Origin of the sequence: Haloglycomyces albus DSM 45210, assembly GCF_000527155.1 — a bacterium.
GTDB classification, from domain to species: Bacteria; Actinomycetota; Actinomycetes; order Mycobacteriales; family Micromonosporaceae; genus Haloglycomyces; species Haloglycomyces albus.
Genome location: NZ_AZUQ01000001.1, coordinates 2878579 through 2896776 on the forward strand (window position 1 = coordinate 2878579; position 18198 = coordinate 2896776).

Below are 18198 nucleotides of genomic sequence, written 5' to 3' on the forward strand. Positions count from 1 at the left end.
CGCGGAGAGAAGGGCGTCAAGCTTGAATCGAATATTTGTTCGATTACTCTCAAGGATCTGTGCACCGGGACGGAGAATGCTGAACAGCGACAGTAGGTAACGAATAAGTTCGATGAATCCCGGCGAAAAAAGATGTCAGACCCCTTGGGTAGGGGACGGAGAGGAACGGTCGTGACCGAGGCGTGCTTTCTGCGCGGTACGCAAAACGGCACCGGCCGCTGCAGTCGAACCGGTGCCGTCGATATTATGGTCGTCGCGGGAGGTTACGGAATGAGAATGGCCTTGCCGGTGGTCTTGCGCTGTTCGAGATCCTTGTGTGCCTGAGCGGCCTCTTTGAGTGAGTAACGGTGATTGACTCGCACTACGAGGTCATTGTGGGAGATCATGTCGAACAGTTCACCGGCCCGGCGGCGATATTCCTCGGCCGTGGAGATGAAGTCGGCGAGATTGGGGCGCCACAGGCACACCGATCCGGCGGAGTTCAATCGCTGGGGATCGACGGGAGGAACGGCCCCACTGGCCTGGCCGAAGAGTGCCATCGTTCCTCTGGGGCGCAGTGAGTCGAGGGATCCGTCGAAGGTGGCCCTACCGACGCCGTCGAACACCGCCGACACGCCTTCCTCGTCGGTCAGCTCGCGGACTCGGGACGTGAAGTCCTGATATCCGATCACCTCGTCGCAACCGTTGGAACGCGCCAAATCCGCTTTCGAATCGCTTCCGGCGGTTCCGATGACGCGACCGCCTTTCAACTTCACCATCTGAGTCAGCAGGAGACCGACTCCCCCGGCGGCAGCGTGGATGAGGACCGTATCGCCCTCGCCGACCTGGTAGACGTCGTTGCACAGGTAATGGGCGGTCAGGCCCTGCAGCATCACCGCTGCGGCCGTCTCCGGCGCCACTCGGTCGGGTACCGATACGAACTTGCCCGCTTCTCCAATGACGAGGTCGGCGTAGGATCCGGGGACGTTGGACCAGGACACCTGGTCTCCAGGTTGAAATTCGTCGACTCCTTCGCCCACGGCCGCGACCGTACCGGCACCTTCCAGTCCTGGAGTGAAGGGCGTGGGCAGAGGGTATTGCCCGTTGCGGTGGTAGACGTCGATGAAGTTGACTCCGGAAGCGAGAACGCGCACCGAAATCTGTCCGGGAGGGGGACCCGGGTCTTCTCCGCCGTGCAGCTTCATGACCTCGGCGGGTCCAGGCTGTTTCACAATGATGGCGCGCATCGAGTTCCTCCTCATGGATGTGGACTGTCTCGGGAGTCGAGGGTGGCCAAGTCCGGCTGATCGGTGACGTGGGCGAAGCCGCCGAGGTTCCGACGTCGTCTGCCGGGATCGCTTTGCTTCGCCTGATTCCATGTAACCAGCTCCGGCCATGCTAGCGAACCGCCGGGGCATTGTCGTTATCGGTGTGGGTTGACCGAATGCGGTGAGCGGGTGGCGTATTCGAACTTCTCTCTTGTGGTCGTCACCGTGCGAATCGCTGAAGAGGATTGTGGACGGTTGCCGCTGTACCTGTGATTTTACGCGGCCTGTTGTCTTGAGACGTGAGGTGGAAAAGCGTCATTGCGGGATGAATTCTCGAACGGCGAAATGCTCTGTCACCCAGGGTGAAATCCACATTGGTGTTATGCGAATACGCAGTCAAACAATTCGGGGGTGGAAACGAATGTTTCCACCCCCGAATTTAAGGCAATAAGAATCTTATTCTTCGCTCTTATTGCTGCGACGGTTGCCGAGGCCCATGCGGAATTTGCCGCGTGACCACTTGGCAGAATCGCTCTGATTGCTCTGATCTTCCATTTCCTCGCCCACCATGCGGCGAATCGCCTCACGGAAGCCGAGCGAACGCAGTTGACGCCGAAGCGGGTGAGCACCGGGATCGGTACGCAATTCCTTCAGCAGCGCCACGCACATAAACAGCATGACCACCACGAACGGCAGCGCCACGACGATGGTGGCGTTCTTCAGTCCGTTCAGACCACCGCTGAGAAGCAGAACGGCCGCGAGAGCACCGATGGTGAAACCCCAGAACACGACCAAGGGCTTCTTGGGCGTCAGGGAACCGTTGCTGGACAGCGAACCGAGCACCAGAGAGGCCGAGTCGGCACCGGTGACGAAGTAGATCGCGATCAGCAACATGCACACACCGGCGATGAGGCTGTAAGCCGGGAGGTTGTCCAGCAAGGCGAACAGGGCGTATTCCTCACCCTTCGCGTTGGTTGCTTCGAAGTCGAACTTCTCCTGAACCTGCATCCACAGGGCGGATCCACCCATCACGGAGAACCAGGTGATCGAACCCATGGAGGGGATCAGCAGCACACCGATGACGAATTGGCGGACCGTTCGTCCACGCGAGATACGGGCGATAAAGGTACCGACGAAGGGCGCCCACGACAGCCACCATGCCCAGTAGAAGATGGTGTAGCCGCCGACCCAGCCGCTCTCACCGAAGGCCCCGGTGGTGAACGACATGCCGACCAGGTTCTGGAGGTACTGTCCCGCCGATTCCGGCAGGGCGTCCAGAATGAACTGCGTCGGTCCGAAGAAGAACACGAACAGCATGACGAAGGCCGCCAGCAGCACGTTGGTGGTGGACAGCCATTTCACGCCCCGGTGCACACCGGAGAAGGCCGACACCACGAAGGCCAAGGTCAAGGAACCGATGACGATCAGTTCCAAGTACTCACTGTCGTTGACGCCCATGACGACGTCGAGTCCCACCGTCACCTGAGCGGCGCCCAGACCGAGTGAGGCGGCGGTACCGAAGACGGTGGCGAAGATGGCCAGCAGGTCGATCGCGCGACCGGTGGTCTTCTGGAAGGGCTTGCCGTCCAACAGAGGCGTGAACACCTCGGAGAGGTTGTTGCCACGACGCTTACGGAACGTCGAGTATCCCAGGGCGAGACCGGTAATGGCGTAAATGGCCCAGGGGTGCAGTGCCCAGTGGAAGTAGGAGTACACCAGGGAGCCGCGTTCTTGCTCGTTCTCGTAGGAAGGCGAGAAGGGGTCGAGTTCCAGCGGCGAGGGCACGTTGAAGTAGTGAGTCAACGGTTCGGACACACCGAAGAACATCAAACCGATGCCCATACCGGCGGCGAACATCATGGAAATCCAGGGCAGGGTACCGAATTCGGGGTCTTCGTCCGCGTTGCCGAGACGAATATTGCCGTAACGGCTGGCGGCGATGTAGACGGCAAGAATCAAGAAGACGTTGGCCGCGAGAATGAAGAACCAAGCGAAGTTGTCGAGAACCCACTGGAGTGCCGTAGCGGCAGCGGAGTCGAAATTGTCAGGGGCAAAGGCGCCCCAGCCTACAATGCCGAGAATGACAACGGCGGCAATGGAAAATACCACCTTGTCCACTGGCAATGTGGCCGGCCGCCGTGAGGCGGGCTTGACCGTGGCCGTAGGGGCCTTGGTCGGGCTATCAGATTCCGGGTCACTCATAAATTCCTCAGAATATATGGACAATACTTACCTCCTACACCCTAGGGCGTGCATGCACTTTCCGGTGATGTACCGAAAAGTTCTTAACGTGTGTCTCATTTTCGAAGTCAAAACGAAATATTGTGTCCCACGATGTAACCCAGGGCGAGTCCCGGAGTGCGATTGGTGTACGACACAGGCACAATTGAGGTGTGGATGAGGAATTGAGTACACGGACCATTACGGAATTGTCGTTCGGTGCCGACGGGCTGATTCCGGTGATCGTTCAAGACCATCGCAGCGGCACGGTCCTGATGTTGGCGTGGGCCGACGCCGAGGCCCTACGGCGAACCTTGACGACCGAACGTGCCACCTATTGGTCGCGTAGCCGTCAGGAGTACTGGATTAAGGGAGCCACCTCCGGTCATACCCAGGAGTTGGTCGCCGCCTATCACGACTGCGACGGCGACACCGTTCTCTACACCGTGAATCAAAGTGGTCCCGCCTGCCATACCGGCACCGCAAGCTGCTTCGACAACCGACGCCTGGAACAATGACAAGCATGAACATCAGCCGCCTCAAAGGCATCACGGTCGTCTCGGGGATAGCGGTCAACGCGCTGGCGGCGTACCTCGTCACCCGGGATTGGACGACCCGGACGGAGGCCGATGATTTCGGTCTCAGCCGCGACGTCACCCAGAGCGGTACCGACGTCATCGCGTGGGCACTACCGGTGTCCCTCGCCGGGGCAGCCGCTTTCCTGGTGCTGCTGGCCTTGTCGGGCACCGTGACTCGCCGGGTCGTCGCCGCGCTCATCGTCCCCGGCTCGCTGGCGGTGGCGATCGGGGCGGGGCTGCGGTGGCCTGATGGCGTTCAGCCGTTGGTCGTGGCGGCCTGCGCGGTGGTGTCCGCGCTGTTGGCCGTCATCGTGTGGCGCACCGTGCCTCAGTGGCCGAGGCGCGTCGCCAAATACGAGCGTTCCGCTCAAACCGATGTCGGCGACGATCCCGCTGCGCTATGGGCGGCCCTCGATCAAGGCCGGGACCCTTCATCGCCTAATATCGCTGCAACAGCGGATGCCACAGATGCGGACAAAAAGGGGAAAAACACGTGAACGTGCTCCAGGAGATCGTCGAAAACGTAAGAGTTCAACTTGACCAGCGTCAACGTGCAGTCTCCTTGGAGCGGGTCCAAGCGAAGGCCGAAGAGGTTCCGGAAGCGTTGGACGCCTATGCTGCTTTGAAGACTCCGGGAGTCAATGTCATCGCCGAGATCAAGCGTAAGTCGCCCTCCAAAGGCGACCTGGCGTCCGTAACCGACCCCGCTGAGATGGCGGTCGAATACGCGGCCGGGGGAGCCAGCGTCATCAGTGTGCTCACCGAACCCGATTACTTCAAGGGCAGTTTGGACGACCTCGACACCGTACGCGGTACGGTGTCGGTGCCGCTGTTGCGGAAAGACTTCATCGTGTCCGCGTATCAAGTGTGGGAGGCACGGGCGCACGGTGCGGACATGGTGCTCCTCATCGTCGCGGCACTGGAACAGGATCAACTGGAGCAACTGCACCGACTCGTCGAAAGTCTGGGCATGACGGCCCTCGTGGAAGTCCACAGTGAAATCGAAGCCGACCGCGCCATGCGAGCCGGAGCGCGCGTTATCGGCGTCAACGCTCGCGATCTCACCACCCTGGAAGTGGATCGCTCAACCTTCGAACGGATCGCTCCCGGCCTGCCCGGCGACGTCATCAAGGTCGCCGAGTCCGGGGTGCGCTCCGCACGCGACCTCATCCGGTATGCCTCCGCGGGTGCGAACGCCGTTCTCGTGGGCGAAAGCGTCGTTGCCCAAGGAAACCCACGCAGTGCCGTCGCCGCGCTGGTGACAGCCGGATCACACCCAGCGACCCCACGGTCGTGACACAGCCGAATGCCGAGGAGATCATGACTGAACCGGATCAACGAGGACACTGGGGGAACTTCGGGGGACGTTTCGTTCCCGAAGCGCTCATCGCCGCTCTGGACGAGCTCGAAGCCGCTCACTCCAAAGCCATGGCCGACCCGGGATTCCAAGCCGAGCTGTCCCGCCTCAACAGCGAATACGCCAATCTGCCCTCGCCTCTTTACCACGCGGAGCGCCTGTCGCGTGACGTCGGCGCCGACATCTGGTTGAAACGCGAGGACCTCAACCACACCGGAGCGCACAAGGTCCGCAACGTTCTCGGACAGGCGCTCTTGGCCAAACGGATGGGGAAAGAACGGGTCATCGCCGAAACCGGCGCCGGACAGCACGGCGTTGCCACCGCCACCGCCGCGACCTACCTCGGACTGGACTGCGTGGTTTACATGGGTGCCGAAGACACCCGCCGTCAAGCGCTCAACGTCGCCCGGATGGAAATGCTCGGTGCGAAGGTCGTCCCGGTCGACACGGGATCCCAGACGCTCAAGGACGCCATGAACGAAGCGTTGCGGGAATGGGTGGCTTCGGTTCACAACACCCACTACCTCATCGGATCGGTCGGCGGGCCCCATCCGTTCCCCAAACTGGTACGAGACTACTGTCGCGGCATCGGTGACGAAGCACGACGGCAATTTCTCGACACCGTCGGTACCCTGCCGGACGCCGTTGCCGCCTGTGTCGGGGGAGGATCGAACGCGATGGGCATGTTCACCGCCTTTCTCGACGACGAGGTCGAACTCTACGGATTCGAAGCCGGTGGCGACGGTTTCGACACCGGTCGGCACGCGGCCACGATTACGGCCGGAGACCGGGGCGTCCTGCACGGTGCCCGCACCTACGTGCTGCAGGATCCGGACGGCCAAACCATCGAATCACACTCCATCTCCGCCGGACTCGATTACCCCGGCGTCGGCCCCGAACACGCACACCTCGCCGACATCGGACGAGCCGTCTACGAACCCGTCACCGACGACGAAGCCATGCGGGCCCTACGCCGGCTCGCCCGCACCGAAGGAATCATCTGCGCCATCGAATCGGCCCACGCCGTCGCCGGGGCTTTGCGCCACGCCCGCAGACGGCCGGAGAGTCGCATTCTCGTCAACCTGTCGGGGCGTGGAGACAAGGACATGGAAACGGCCGCCTCGTACTTCGGGCTCGCTTAGCGCGACGGTGGGACCCGACCCCGAACGTTCCCGCGCCGTCCGTCCCGTGTGACCCGACCACTTAAGCAACGTCAGGAGAAAGCATGAGCGTCACACCAGCATTCACCGCCGCGCGGAAGGACAACCGTGCGGCCCTGGTCGGATACCTGCCCGCCGGGTTCCCCACCGTCGAAAAATCGCGCGACGCCCTCCGTACGCTGGTGGATTCCGGCGTCGACGTCATCGAAGTCGGTCTGCCGTACTCCGATCCGGTGATGGACGGGCCCGCGATTCAACAGGCCGCCAATCTGGCTCTCCATGAGGGATTTCGGGTCAACGACGTGTTCGACCTCGTCTCGTCGGTGTCAAACCAGGTACCGGTCATGGTCATGACCTACTGGAACCTGGTCGAACACTATGGAGTCGAGGCCTTCGGGACCCGACTCGCCCAGGCGGGAGGGTCCGGGCTGATCACCCCCGACCTGATCCCCGATGAGGCCGAAGAGTGGATGACCGTCTCCGACGCCGCGAACCTGGATCGCACCTTCCTGGTGGCGCCCTCATCGACCGACGACCGTATAAAGTCCACCGTCGACGCGTGCCGTGGCTTCGTATACGCTCAATCGGTCATGGGGGTGACGGGCGCTCGCGATGCGGTCTCCCAAGTGGCCCCGGAGTTGGTGGAAAGGACGCGGCGATTCAGCGATCTGCCCATCGGGGTTGGACTGGGGGTACGAACCGGGGAACAGGCGGCGGCGATCGCACGATACGCCGACGCCGTCATCGTCGGATCCGCCATGGTCAACAGCCTGTTGGAGGCTCCCACTCACGCCGACGGATTGCGTACCCTCGGTAAGCTGACCGAGGAATTGGCCGCGGGCGTGCGTGGTCGCGGTTGACACGACCTCTCGGCGGTGATCCCTTGGGCGGCCGTTCGACCACTTCGTGAACAGCGGAGATAAAGCGTTAACATGACCTCAGCATTGCGCCCGTACTCATCTATAGGAAGTCCGTGACCGTGGACCTATCGTTTATACCCAGCCCATCGGTATCCGAATGGCAGTTCGGACCGCTGACTCTACGTGCCTACGCGCTGAGCATCATCGCCGGAATCGTGGCGGCGGTGTGGATTACCGAGGCACGTTTGCGATCGCGCGGGGCGCCCAAGTGGGCCACCTTGGACGTCGCCGTCTGGGCGGTTCCGTTCGGGATCATCGGAGCCCGGCTGTACCACGTCTTCACCTCGCCGCAAGCGTATTTCGGTGCGGACGGCGACCCGGTCCAAATCCTCATGATCTGGGAAGGCGGCCTGGGTGTTCCGGGAGGTATCGCTCTGGGGGGTGTCGGTGCCTGGATCGGATGCCGTCAAATCGGACTGCCAATGCCCATGCTTGCCGACGCGTTGGCCCCCGGCCTGCCGGTCGCACAGGCGATCGGCCGTCTCGGTAACTGGTTCAATCAGGAACTGTACGGAAAGCCCACCGAAGTGTGGTGGGCGTTGTCCATCGACCCCGGCAACCGGGAACCCGGTTACTATCAGTACGCCACGTTCCACCCCACGTTTCTGTATGAAGCGCTGTGGAACCTCGGCGTCGCCGTGTTGATCTGGGCGGCGGACCGGCGCTTCAAATTCGGAGCCGGTCGGGCCTTCGCACTGTACGTCGGGCTGTACGGCGTTGGACGTTTCTGGGTGGAGGGCCTACGCATCGATGATGCCGCCACCTGGTTGGATCTCCGGCTCAACCAGTGGATGAGCATCGTGATCGTGCTGGGAGCCATCGTTTACCTTCTGATCACTTGGAATAAGCAACGTAGCGTCCTGATCCCCGTCGGAGATCGCGTGGAAATGGTGACCTGGGACTCTGAGCGTGCCGAACACGCCGGTTACGTAAACGGACGTCTGCCGCGTTCCGTGGAGGCGACGAACGCCGACACGACGGCCGAGGCCGATGACGACGACGTGGACGACGACGGCTCGGAACCGAAGCGGGCCACTGAACCCGATGAACCCGAGGTTGACAGCATGAAGGATAATGGGGAGAAACCGAATGATTCGGTTAAATCAGACAAGAATGAGGATTAGCCTTACCCCTGGGCAGGTGTATTTGAAGTGCGCCAACGACGTGCTGTCATTGTAGGAGCCGGAATAGCTGGACTCGCGAGCGCGCTGGCGTTGTCCCGAAGCGGTTGGCGGGTGGCCTTGCTGGAGCAACGGCCCCGCTTTCCCGAACAGTCGGTAGTGATGCTGTTGTGGGAATCCGGTGTCAAGGCGCTTCGGCAGTTGGGCATCGACGCCAAGTTGGACTTGGGCGGTGTCGAACCTGACGACCTGTACATGCGCGACCATTCGGGAGCTCAGGTCGGTCATGTGTCCTTGACCGGGGACGCCGAGCAGGAACATCGCCCGATCTATATTCGACAGGACCGCCTGTTCGACGCCCTGTTGGCCAAACTGGGCCCCGACGTGGAACTGCATAATTCCACTGCCGTGAGCCGGGTCGATCTCATGCATTTGGCGGCCGGTGATGAGACTCGGCGCTGGGACGCCGATTTCCTCGTCGCCGCCGACGGTACGCGGTCGACGATCCGTCCTCTGCTGGAGCGACGTTCTCAGTTGCAGGAAGCCGGGGCGGTGACCTTTCAGGCGCTCATTCCACCGCACCGTGCTCCACGGCGTGAAGGTGACTCTTCGGAAATTTACGGCCCCAATGGGAAGCGATTCTGTTACGCGTCGTTGGGGCACGACGGTGCGGCTTGGATGGCGGTGATTCCGGGTGGACTGCGTCCGGAATCACGCCAAATTCAGCACGAACTGCTCAACCGATGGTTCGACGATTGGCCTGAGCCGGTGGGAGAATACCTGGACGCCACCCGACCGGAAGAGCTGGTGCAAGGGTTGATTCGCACCATCGACCCTCTACCGTCTCGCCTTGACTTCGAAGTGGGGGAGAAGGGAGGGGCGTTGTTGATGGGCGACAGTGCCTCCGGCGTCATCCCGTCGTTTCCCCTGGGGGCGACCGTCGCGCTGGAGGACGCCGCGACCCTGGGGTGGGCCCTCCATCATTATCCTGACGATTTGAACGCCGCTCTGCGTCAGTATCACGAACAGCGCATCGGGCGTATCCGGGCGGTTCACCGCTTCAGCCGTCGCCATCTCAAACTCGGCTCGGGTAAAAAGCGGCTATTGCCGTCCTTGGTACGGGCGACGCCGGACCGTTGGTTGGCGGCCGTCGTCCGCAATCTCGTTTCCTGGGAACTTCCCGACGACATGTGGTGGACGGTTCATGACTGATATACACGATCCCATGACGGCGCTGGCCTACGACGCCTGCCGCGATCGACGCGGCGACGTTACCGTCGAAGCCCCCGCCTCCGATCTGCCTTTCCGTTTGATCAGAGAGTGGGCCGTCTCAGCTCTGCTGGATCCGAAGCGAGACTACCTCGACGCCTGCGACCAACGTGCTACCGGTCTCCTCGAACGCGAACTTGGTGAAGCGGAGGAACGGGTACTGCGAGCACTGGCGTCGCGTCCCCGTCTCACAGTCGAATTGCAGCGTATCACCGGATTTGATGCGAATCGGACGCAAGCGATGCTCAATCGCTTGGCATGGGCCGACATCGTCGCCTGGATACCGAATCCGGCATGGGAGGGGCGCGATTCGTGGCTCTTGATCGATCCGCTGGTACGTTTCCGTTACGGATTCCTAGGGGAACATTACGACAAGTGGCGCCGCGGTCGAATCACCGACACACTGTGGTTGCGCTATCGTCATCGCCTGCACAGTACCGTTTTCCGTCCGCATTTTTACACACTCGCGCGGCAGTGGTTGCTGCGACAACACCCCGACAGTCGGCCCGCGCGTTTGGTGTACCCCGACGCTCGCCGTCAGAAGCTCCTTGCTCTCGACATCGTGACGGTCTCCGACGACGGTGAGGTCGCCGCGATGGGAACGGGCCGTTGGCGGCTTCCTCTCCGGACGGGGCAGGCGGACCGTCTCGCCTATATCAGCCGCCAGGTGGGGTATTCAGGGACGCGGTATCGCTTTCACAGTGTGCCACCGCGCACTGAGACCACGGTTACAGACGTACCTCTGCCGTCCATCATGTCCCACGTGCCACCTCATTCGGAGGAAAGTACAGGTCACGAACGAGTCGGGCGGTGAGAGCAACGACCTCCCCTCGTGTTCCTGCCTGGATCGTGGAGCCGTCGGGAAGGTAAGCTGGGGACTCCCATAACACCTTAAATGTGTAGTAGTCAAGGAGTGACAATGGCGACAGGCGTTGACGCGGTAGTAGCAGGCGCGGGTGGATTCATCGGAGGCCACTTGGTACGCAGCCTTCTCGATGAGGGAAAAACCGTGCGTGCGGTTGATTCCAAGCCGTTCGACCAGTGGTATCAGGTCCACGAACCGGCGGACAACCTACATCGCGACCTGTCCAGCCTGGAGGCCGCCCAAGAATCGGTCGCCGGCGGCGTGACCGAATATTACAACCTGGCCTGCAACATGGGAGGCATGGGTTTCATCGAGAACCACAAAGCCGCCTGCATGCTGTCGGTGCTTCCGTCCACACACACCCTGATGGCCGCACGGGACGCGGGAGCCGAACGGTTCTTCTACTCCTCATCGGCCTGTGTGTACGCCGGATACAAACAGACCGACCCGAACGTGACCGCCCTCAAAGAGGACGACGCCTACCCGGCCGACGCCGAGGACGGCTACGGCTGGGAGAAGCTGTTCACCGAGCGTCTCTGCCGCCACTTCCGCGAGGACTTCTCCTTGCAGACCCGAGTCGCCCGCTATCACAACATCTACGGCCCCGAAGGCACCTGGGACGGTGGACGTGAGAAGGCTCCCGCCGCCGCCTGTCGTAAGGTGGCGCTCGCCGCGTTGACGGGCGACAACGAGATTGAAATGTGGGGCGACGGGGAACAGACTCGCTCGTTCACCTACATCGACGATTGCGTCAAGGGCACCAAGATGATCGCCCGTGGCGACTTCGCCGAGCCGATCAACCTCGGATCGTCGGAGATGGTCTCGATCAACCAACTGTTTGAACTGGTCGCCGAAATCGCGGGCACCGAGATCAAGATCAACCACATCGACGGGCCCCTCGGAGTACGGGGACGCAATTCCGACAACACCCTGATCCAGAAGGTTTACGGCTGGGAGCCGTCCATCAGCCTGCGCGAAGGCATTGAAAAGACCTATGCCTGGATCTATGACCAGGCTAAACAAAGCTACAACCTCTAGGGTTTCGGTCGGTATGAACGAACCACGGATACGGCGCGTCGACGTCTTGGGCGTCGGTGTGTCCACAGTCAACCAAGACATGGCGCTCTCCGAAGTCACTCGCTGGATCAACACCGGCGAGCGACAATACGTGTGTGTCACGGGAGTGCACGGCGTCATGGAATCGCAGCGTGATCGACGACTGCGGGAGATTCACAACGACTCCGGTCTGACCACACCCGACGGCATGCCGATGGTGTGGGCCGGGCATAAAGCCGGTGCTCCGTGGATGGACCGCGTATACGGCCCCGACTTGATGCTGAACGTACTGCACCGTGCCGCTGAACGCGGCTGGTCGTCCTATTTCTACGGGGGTAAGGACGGAGTACCCGAACTCCTGGCGTCGCGCCTGACCGAACGGATCCCAGGATTGAAAGTGGCCGGATGGTATTCACCGCCGTTTCGGCAGCTCTCCGAATCTGAAGACGACGACATCTGCGCTCGCATCAACGATTCGGGAGCCGACCTGGTATGGGTGGGACTCTCGACTCCCAAACAGGAACGCTGGATGGCCTCGCACCGCGAGAAGTTGACCGCCCCAGCGCTGTTCGGAGTGGGAGCGGCGTTCGACTTCCATGCCGGTCTCGTCCCACAGGCGCCGCCCTGGATGCAACAGCGCGGGCTGGAGTGGGCCTATCGGCTCGCGAAAGAACCCAAACGCCTGTGGCGCCGCTACTTCCGTAACAATCCGGCGTATATGTGGCGGATTCGGCGTCGACCGCCGTATTTGCGCGACTAATCCGAGTACACCGTCCACACGGTACGAATACCGTGAAACGGGGCGCGTCACCGCCGTATGGATCGGTGACGCGCCCCGTTTCGTTATGGAACGCTCGCTGGTTTAACTTGTTTCGGCCTGGAACATCCAGGACTGCTTTTCCAGTTCCGCGGTGATGCCGATGAGGATGTCCTGGCTCACGAGGTCGGTGGAATCCAAGATCTCGATGCGCTCGCGCATGTTGGCGATGCAGGTGGTGTACGCCTCGACCATGAAGGTAACGACGTCGGAGTCGAGTAGGGGACCCGATTCCAGTTTGGGTAGGTCGGAATTCTGCGCGACGGTGGCGGCACGTCCGTCGGCGTGAGCGCCAATGGCGATAATTCGTTCGGCCACGGTATCGACCGATTGCCGAGTAAAGTCGACGACTTCGTCGAGCTGCAAATGCAGGGCGCGGAAGTTTTTCCCGTAGATGTTCCAATGCGCCTGCTTGCCGAGCAATGCCAGATCGATGAGTTCAGAGAGCGACTGCTGCAGCGCACTCGCCGTGGTATCGCGGTTCTCGGCGGTCAGCGCCGTGCTGATCGATGCCATATGTCAGTTCCTCCAAAACCTGTGACAGAACACGGTTCGTTCACGATCGTCCGCGTCCATTCTTCAGTTTAGTAGGCTTCTCCCCGTCGTGTCGGGACTCGGCGACAAACCCGAGCCGAGCGGGTGAGAAACGTGGAAAGCGGGTGAGATCGGCCATGCTCGAGGCCATCTCACCCGCTTGTTCGGAACGGTCAAACACGGTCATCGTCTGACGTTTCAGTCGGTTCTAGACGTCCACATCGCGTTCCCGGAGCCACGCGAGCGGATCGGTGGGTTCGCCGTTGATACGGATCTCCAGGTGAATGTGAGGTCCGGTGGAGTCACCGGTGGAACCGACGGCGGCAATGGTCTCTCCCTTGGAAACCGATTGCCCTTCGGAGACGTTGAGTTGTGAGTTGTGGCCGTAGTAACTGGTGACGCCGTTACCGTGGTCGATGATCACCAGCTGCCCGAACCCGCCATTCCAGCCGGTGAAGGTGACGGTGCCGTCGCCGATGGCGGAAACGTCCGATCCCATGTTGGCGGCGAAGTCCGCACCGTTGTGCATGGTTCCCCACCGTTGTCCGAATTGGGAACTGATGCGAGCGGATGAGGGGAGTTGCCAGTCGGGTTCGTTGACCTCGGGTTCTGGGCTCGGCTCGGGCTTTTTCTCGGCGGAGTCGTCGCCTTCCGAGGAGTCCTTGGACTTCTCGTCGTCGGACTTCGACTTTTCGTCGTCCTTGTCGTCTTCTTTTTCTTCCTCGTCCTCCGCTTCGTCGTTCGGAGGAGTGGGGTCGGTGTCGTCCTGCGGCTTGTAGGTGTGGTGGGCCGCATCGCCGGGAATCGACGCCTGTTCCTGAGCGTTGTCGGAACCGGTGCTGGCATATGCGATCGAGCTACCGGTGATGACCACCGCCGTCAGGGCGGCGGCCACGATGCGCCAGGTATTGCGGTCGCGATTCATCAATCGATGCCGGAGGAACGCACGGATACGGAGATTGTCCTTCTGGTCCTTCTCATTATCGGACCGTGTTTGGTGTTTAGCCATGATGCAGGGAAGACTACAAGTAACGATTCGGACACAAATACGACTAACGTCGGATAACACGTGCAATCTGGAACCTACGGGAACGAAAAAGCACCTGCTGGTCAGGTGCCATCGGTCGAACGGATGAACCAACGCCGTGACCTACGTCCCTCGATTGGGAGCCTTCGTTGGTTCGATCGTTGTGCTCGCCGGGAACCGATGGGGACCTGCTTCACCATTGGTGCTTAAGGATTCGCGTATTCAGGGGGAGACACCATACACTGGAGCGTGGTCATCCCGAATCATCCCATTCGACGTCAACCCAGGAGGACTCGTGATTCAAGCTACCGACCTGCAACTACGTGCCGGGTCGCGGATTCTGCTCGAAGAAGTGAGTCTACGGGTGCAGGCCGGCGACCGCGTCGGCCTTGTGGGACGTAACGGTGCGGGGAAAACCTCCACCATGAATGTTTTGGCCGATATCGCCGAGCCGTACAGCGGCAGTGTGGAGCATTCGGGCCCTTTCGAGTACCTGCCGCAGGACCCCCGATTCGCCGATCTCACCCAGATAGCCCAGGACCGCGTCATGTCCGCTCGAGGGCTGGACGAGATTTCGGTGAAGATGAAGAAGACCGAACTGGAACTCGCCGAATGCGTCGATGACAAAAAGCGTGACAAGCTGGTGCACCGTTATTCCCGGCTGGAGGATCAGTTCTCTACCCGCGGAGGTTATTCGGCTCAGGCGGAGGCCGCACGAATCACCTCCAACCTCGGCTTGGAAGACCGCATCCTGACTCAGCCGCTGGAAACCCTTTCGGGTGGTCAGCGTCGCCGTGTCGAACTGGCACGGATTCTTTTCGCCGACGAGGGTGACAGCGTCCTTCTCTTGGACGAGCCCACCAACCACCTCGATGCCGACTCCATCAAATGGCTGCGGGACTTCCTCTCCGCTCACAACGGTGGACTGGTTTTGATCACTCACGACGTGGAACTGCTGGACGAAGTGGTCAACAAGGTCTGGTACCTCGACCCCGCGCGCGCCACGATCGACGCCTATAACCTCGGCTGGACGGCCTATAAACGGCAGCGTGCCGAAGACGCCGAACGGCGCCGACGTGAACGCACGAACGCGGAGAAGAAGGCGGCTTCGCTGCACCGCCAGGCCGATAAACTGGGAGCCAAGGCGACCAAGGCGACGGCGGCCAAGGTGATGGCGCGTCGTGCCGACGCGCTGCTCGACGACCTGGATGACGATCCGGTCGAGGAAAAGATCGCACACGTGCGGCTTCCCAAGCCCGCACCCTGCGGGAAAGTCCCTCTCACGGCCACGGGCCTGTCGAAGTCGTACGGTTCACTCGAAGTGTTTACGGGTGTCGACCTCGCCATCGACCGCGGGTCGCGCGTGGTGATCCTGGGATTGAACGGGGCGGGAAAGACCACCCTGCTACGGATGCTGGCCGGAACCCTGAAATCCGATACCGGGCAGGTCGACGACGGATACGGACTACGGGTCGGATATTTCGCCCAGGAACACGACACCTTGAATCTCGACAGTGACCTGCTGGGGCAGATGCGGGAGGCCTCGACCTCGGCCGGGTCGGATCTCAACGACACCGAATTGCGCAAGATCCTGGGAGCGTTCCTCTTCTCCGGGGACGACGTCTACAAACCGGTCAACGTTCTCTCCGGCGGAGAGAAGACGCGACTCGCACTGGCCTCGCTGGTGACGTCGGGAGCGAACGTCCTTCTGCTGGACGAGCCCACCAACAACCTTGATCCGGCCAGTCGTCAGCAGGTTCTTGACGCGGTGGACGCCTTCGAAGGCGCCATCGTCATGGTGACCCACGATCCCGGCGCGGTCGAAGCACTGCGTCCGGAACGTGCGATTCTCCTTCCGGACGGCGATGAGGACTTCTGGTCCGACGACTTGATGGACTTGGTCGAACTGGCCTAAGTCGTCAAGGTCGGCCCCGGGCGTCAGCCGGCGAACAGCATGGCGATAACCGCACAAGCGCCCACACCCGTGGAGATGAGGGCCGAGTCGTTGTCGTCCTCCCGGCCGGTTCGTGATGCGACGGCCGCGACGACCAACCAGGGACACAGCGCAACCCAGGACAGGTTGGACGTGGTAACGGCAGCGGCCATGAGCGGACTGAACACCAATACCGCGATCGGGCCGACCAACAGTGGCCATACCTCGGCAGACCATCGGCTCAGGCTGGAGACGACCGCTGGGCCCGCCGCGACCACGGCGAGGACCGGGGTGAGCCCCAGCCACCAGAGGTGAACCGGGGTGGCGAGGAGAGCGCCCCACGCACCCGAGTACGTGGTCCACAGTTCGACCGGCCAGGAATAGTCGAACGCCGCGATGACGGCCAGAGTGGTAACCGCCCCGAATGCACTACACCAGATGGCGCCGGCTCGACGGCGGGTGAAGTAGATCGCCAGCATACTGAGGCCGAACCAAGCTGCGCTGTAGGAGAGTAGAACCGCCAGCGAGAGGAGCAGCCCGGCGAGCGTGGCCAGAATCCGCCCGGACGATCGGCTCCGAGTCGGCTCCGTGGCCAGTGCGGCGGTGGCCACGGCACCCGCCACGACCATGGCGTTGATTCCGTCCATCCCCAAACTCATCCAGGCCGCCCATGGGCCCAGTGCCACAACCGGAGCCAGATACACCGCGTAGGTGCGACCGGCCAATGACCGTACGGTCGTCAATATGAAGGGTGTGGTGAGCGCGCTCAGCGCACAGATGATCAGGGCGACGCCGAACCGCGAGCCGGACACGGTGTCGATCAAGTCGATTCCCCACGCCGAAGCCAGGGTGGAATTCGACGGGATATCGGTATCCACATTGGTGTGCAGTGAGGCCGTCCAGGCGAAGGCGACCAGATATGACAGGACGAGAGTGGTGTGCCAGTGCCATCGCTGCGGTCCCCGCCGGGCGGCGACGACCAGGACACCGCCCGCGATGAGCGGGGCCGTGACGTGTCCGAGAAGGACGGTGGTGGGGGATTGGCCCGCGATCGGCCACCAATCGTGCAGACGTTGCGTCAACGCGTTCGACGATCGAGCCGTCACCGCCAGAACGACCGCCGTGAGAGCCACGATCGACAGCCACACACCGACGTCGCGTAGCTGCCGTCGTCGCTCACTCGCTATTGAGGACGGTTCTACTGAGGTAGGCATCATTCGGGCGCTGAACTGTGGTTGTCTCACTTGAGCTGATTTCCGTTCGATTCCTCGCTGTCGTCACTACTGTAACCTCGCAACGGTCTTCGGTTATGATGATTGTTCGTACGGTGTGGTCGTAGGATACGACATCGCCGGGCGAGCGTCATCGACGCCGTTCGTTTCCGACACCGCGCTTCGGGACTGGAGCCGTCCGTCGGCGCTTGGGCGCGCTAACGTTGTGGCGTGCCTTCACTGACCGTTCAACGCCATGACGACCACGTCCAGCTTGATCTGCCACCGCATCTGAATCGCAACACCCTGGGTGAACTCGGAGAGTTCGGCCGGAGCCTGACGGGAAACGAACCCACGGTGGTCGTTCGTCCGCAAACGCCCGGTGGACTGGGCTTCTCGCCTCAGGAGGAATTGATCGAGCTCTGGTCGCGGGCGACGGAATGGATGTCCAGTCCCAGCCATGTGGTGATCTCGGTGCTTCCGCCCGCGACGCTGATCGGCATGGGAGTCAATCTGGCCTTGCACGCGGACGTCTGTCTGGCCGAAGAGACCGGTCGCGTGCGACCGGCCGAACCGGAACTCAACGGTCGCGTCTGGCCCTTGGGAGTTGAACGAATGACGGCCGACATGGGGATCTGGCCGCAGCTGCGGGAGGTGACGGCCGTTGAACTGTGGCGTTCGGGAATCGTGCGCGTGTGCGAAAGCCACGATCGGTTGTCGCGATCGGTCCGAGACCTCATTGCCGCCAATGCCCAATCATTCGAGGCGACCAAGGAGCTTAAAGCGCTCCTGCGGCAGGAGACCACCGCCGACCGGGAACGTCGCCGAAACCACGTCGAAGCCGCTCGCCGTCTTTGGGAAAAGGAGTAATACCGACTGTGTC

The 18198-nt window shown here is 61.7% G+C and carries 17 protein-coding genes; 12 read left to right on the forward strand and 5 right to left on the reverse strand.

Annotated features, from left to right (window positions below):
• Window positions 1–263 precede the first annotated feature (263 nt).
• Both HALAL_RS0113335 and HALAL_RS0113340 read right to left on the reverse strand, forming a co-directional pair.
• Window positions 264–1226, reverse strand: coding sequence for a quinone oxidoreductase family protein (locus HALAL_RS0113335; protein WP_025274477.1), 963 nt, complete (start codon window positions 1224–1226; stop codon window positions 264–266).
• Window positions 1227–1703: 477 nt separating this feature from the next.
• On the reverse strand, window positions 1704–3449 hold the full coding sequence (locus HALAL_RS0113340; protein ID WP_025274478.1) for a BCCT family transporter: 1746 nt from the start codon (window positions 3447–3449) through the stop codon (window positions 1704–1706).
• A 191-nt stretch (window positions 3450–3640) separates the two neighbouring features.
• Here HALAL_RS0113340 and hisI point away from each other — a divergent pair, with 191 nt between their 5' ends.
• The 10 genes from hisI (at window position 3641) to HALAL_RS0113390 (ending at window position 12553) form a co-directional block, all read left to right on the forward strand.
• Window positions 3641–3985, forward strand: coding sequence for a phosphoribosyl-AMP cyclohydrolase (hisI, locus tag HALAL_RS0113345; protein ID WP_025274479.1), 345 nt, complete (start codon window positions 3641–3643; stop codon window positions 3983–3985).
• Window positions 3986–3990: 5 nt separating this feature from the next.
• Window positions 3991–4542: a Trp biosynthesis-associated membrane protein gene (locus tag HALAL_RS0113350; RefSeq protein WP_025274480.1), complete on the forward strand. Its 552-nt coding sequence runs from the start codon at window positions 3991–3993 to the stop codon at window positions 4540–4542.
• 2 nt (window positions 4543–4544) lie between these two features.
• The gene (gene trpC, locus HALAL_RS0113355; RefSeq protein ID WP_025274481.1) at window positions 4545–5342 is read left to right on the forward strand and encodes an indole-3-glycerol phosphate synthase TrpC; all 798 of its coding nucleotides are present in this window, start codon (window positions 4545–4547) and stop codon (window positions 5340–5342) included.
• Window positions 5343–5365: 23 nt separating this feature from the next.
• Window positions 5366–6544 carry a tryptophan synthase subunit beta gene (gene trpB, locus HALAL_RS0113360; RefSeq protein WP_029767962.1) on the forward strand — a complete coding sequence of 393 codons (1179 nt, stop codon included), beginning with the start codon at window positions 5366–5368 and terminating at the stop codon, window positions 6542–6544.
• A gap of 83 nt (window positions 6545–6627) precedes the next feature.
• The gene (gene trpA / locus HALAL_RS0113365) at window positions 6628–7422 is read left to right on the forward strand and encodes a tryptophan synthase subunit alpha (protein WP_025274482.1); all 795 of its coding nucleotides are present in this window, start codon (window positions 6628–6630) and stop codon (window positions 7420–7422) included.
• 113 nt (window positions 7423–7535) lie between these two features.
• Complete coding sequence (lgt, locus tag HALAL_RS16985) at window positions 7536–8606, forward strand: prolipoprotein diacylglyceryl transferase (RefSeq protein ID WP_245598109.1); 1071 nt, start codon at window positions 7536–7538, stop codon at window positions 8604–8606.
• Window positions 8607–8633: 27 nt separating this feature from the next.
• Window positions 8634–9815, forward strand: coding sequence for an FAD-dependent oxidoreductase (locus HALAL_RS0113375; protein ID WP_025274484.1), 1182 nt, complete (start codon window positions 8634–8636; stop codon window positions 9813–9815).
• A complete protein-coding gene (locus tag HALAL_RS0113380) occupies window positions 9808–10686 on the forward strand; it encodes a hypothetical protein (protein WP_025274485.1) in 879 nt (292 codons plus the stop codon). The genes HALAL_RS0113375 and HALAL_RS0113380 overlap by 8 nt, the downstream gene beginning before the upstream one ends.
• 105 nt (window positions 10687–10791) lie before the next feature.
• Window positions 10792–11775 carry an NAD-dependent epimerase/dehydratase family protein gene (locus tag HALAL_RS0113385; protein ID WP_025274486.1) on the forward strand — a complete coding sequence of 328 codons (984 nt, stop codon included), beginning with the start codon at window positions 10792–10794 and terminating at the stop codon, window positions 11773–11775.
• A gap of 13 nt (window positions 11776–11788) precedes the next feature.
• Window positions 11789–12553 (forward strand): WecB/TagA/CpsF family glycosyltransferase, encoded by a 765-nt coding sequence (locus tag HALAL_RS0113390; RefSeq protein WP_025274487.1) that lies wholly within the window; start codon window positions 11789–11791, stop codon window positions 12551–12553.
• 102 nt (window positions 12554–12655) lie between these two features.
• Here HALAL_RS0113390 and HALAL_RS0113395 read toward each other — a convergent pair whose 3' ends face one another.
• Window positions 12656–13126 carry a Dps family protein gene (locus HALAL_RS0113395; protein WP_025274488.1) on the reverse strand — a complete coding sequence of 157 codons (471 nt, stop codon included), beginning with the start codon at window positions 13124–13126 and terminating at the stop codon, window positions 12656–12658.
• A 226-nt stretch (window positions 13127–13352) separates the two neighbouring features.
• The gene (locus tag HALAL_RS17795; protein WP_051462964.1) at window positions 13353–14153 is read right to left on the reverse strand and encodes a M23 family metallopeptidase; all 801 of its coding nucleotides are present in this window, start codon (window positions 14151–14153) and stop codon (window positions 13353–13355) included.
• Between the two features lie 313 nt (window positions 14154–14466).
• Here HALAL_RS17795 and HALAL_RS0113410 point away from each other — a divergent pair, with 313 nt between their 5' ends.
• Window positions 14467–16086, forward strand: a complete 1620-nt coding sequence (locus HALAL_RS0113410; protein WP_025274489.1) for an ABC-F family ATP-binding cassette domain-containing protein — start codon at window positions 14467–14469, stop codon at window positions 16084–16086.
• Window positions 16087–16109: 23 nt separating this feature from the next.
• Here HALAL_RS0113410 and HALAL_RS0113415 read toward each other — a convergent pair whose 3' ends face one another.
• Window positions 16110–17318: a hypothetical protein gene (locus HALAL_RS0113415; protein WP_156937745.1), complete on the reverse strand. Its 1209-nt coding sequence runs from the start codon at window positions 17316–17318 to the stop codon at window positions 16110–16112.
• Window positions 17319–17546: 228 nt separating this feature from the next.
• Here HALAL_RS0113415 and HALAL_RS0113420 point away from each other — a divergent pair, with 228 nt between their 5' ends.
• A complete protein-coding gene (locus tag HALAL_RS0113420) occupies window positions 17547–18185 on the forward strand; it encodes a Clp protease/crotonase-like domain-containing protein (protein WP_025274491.1) in 639 nt (212 codons plus the stop codon).
• The last annotated feature ends 13 nt before the right edge of the window (window positions 18186–18198 follow it).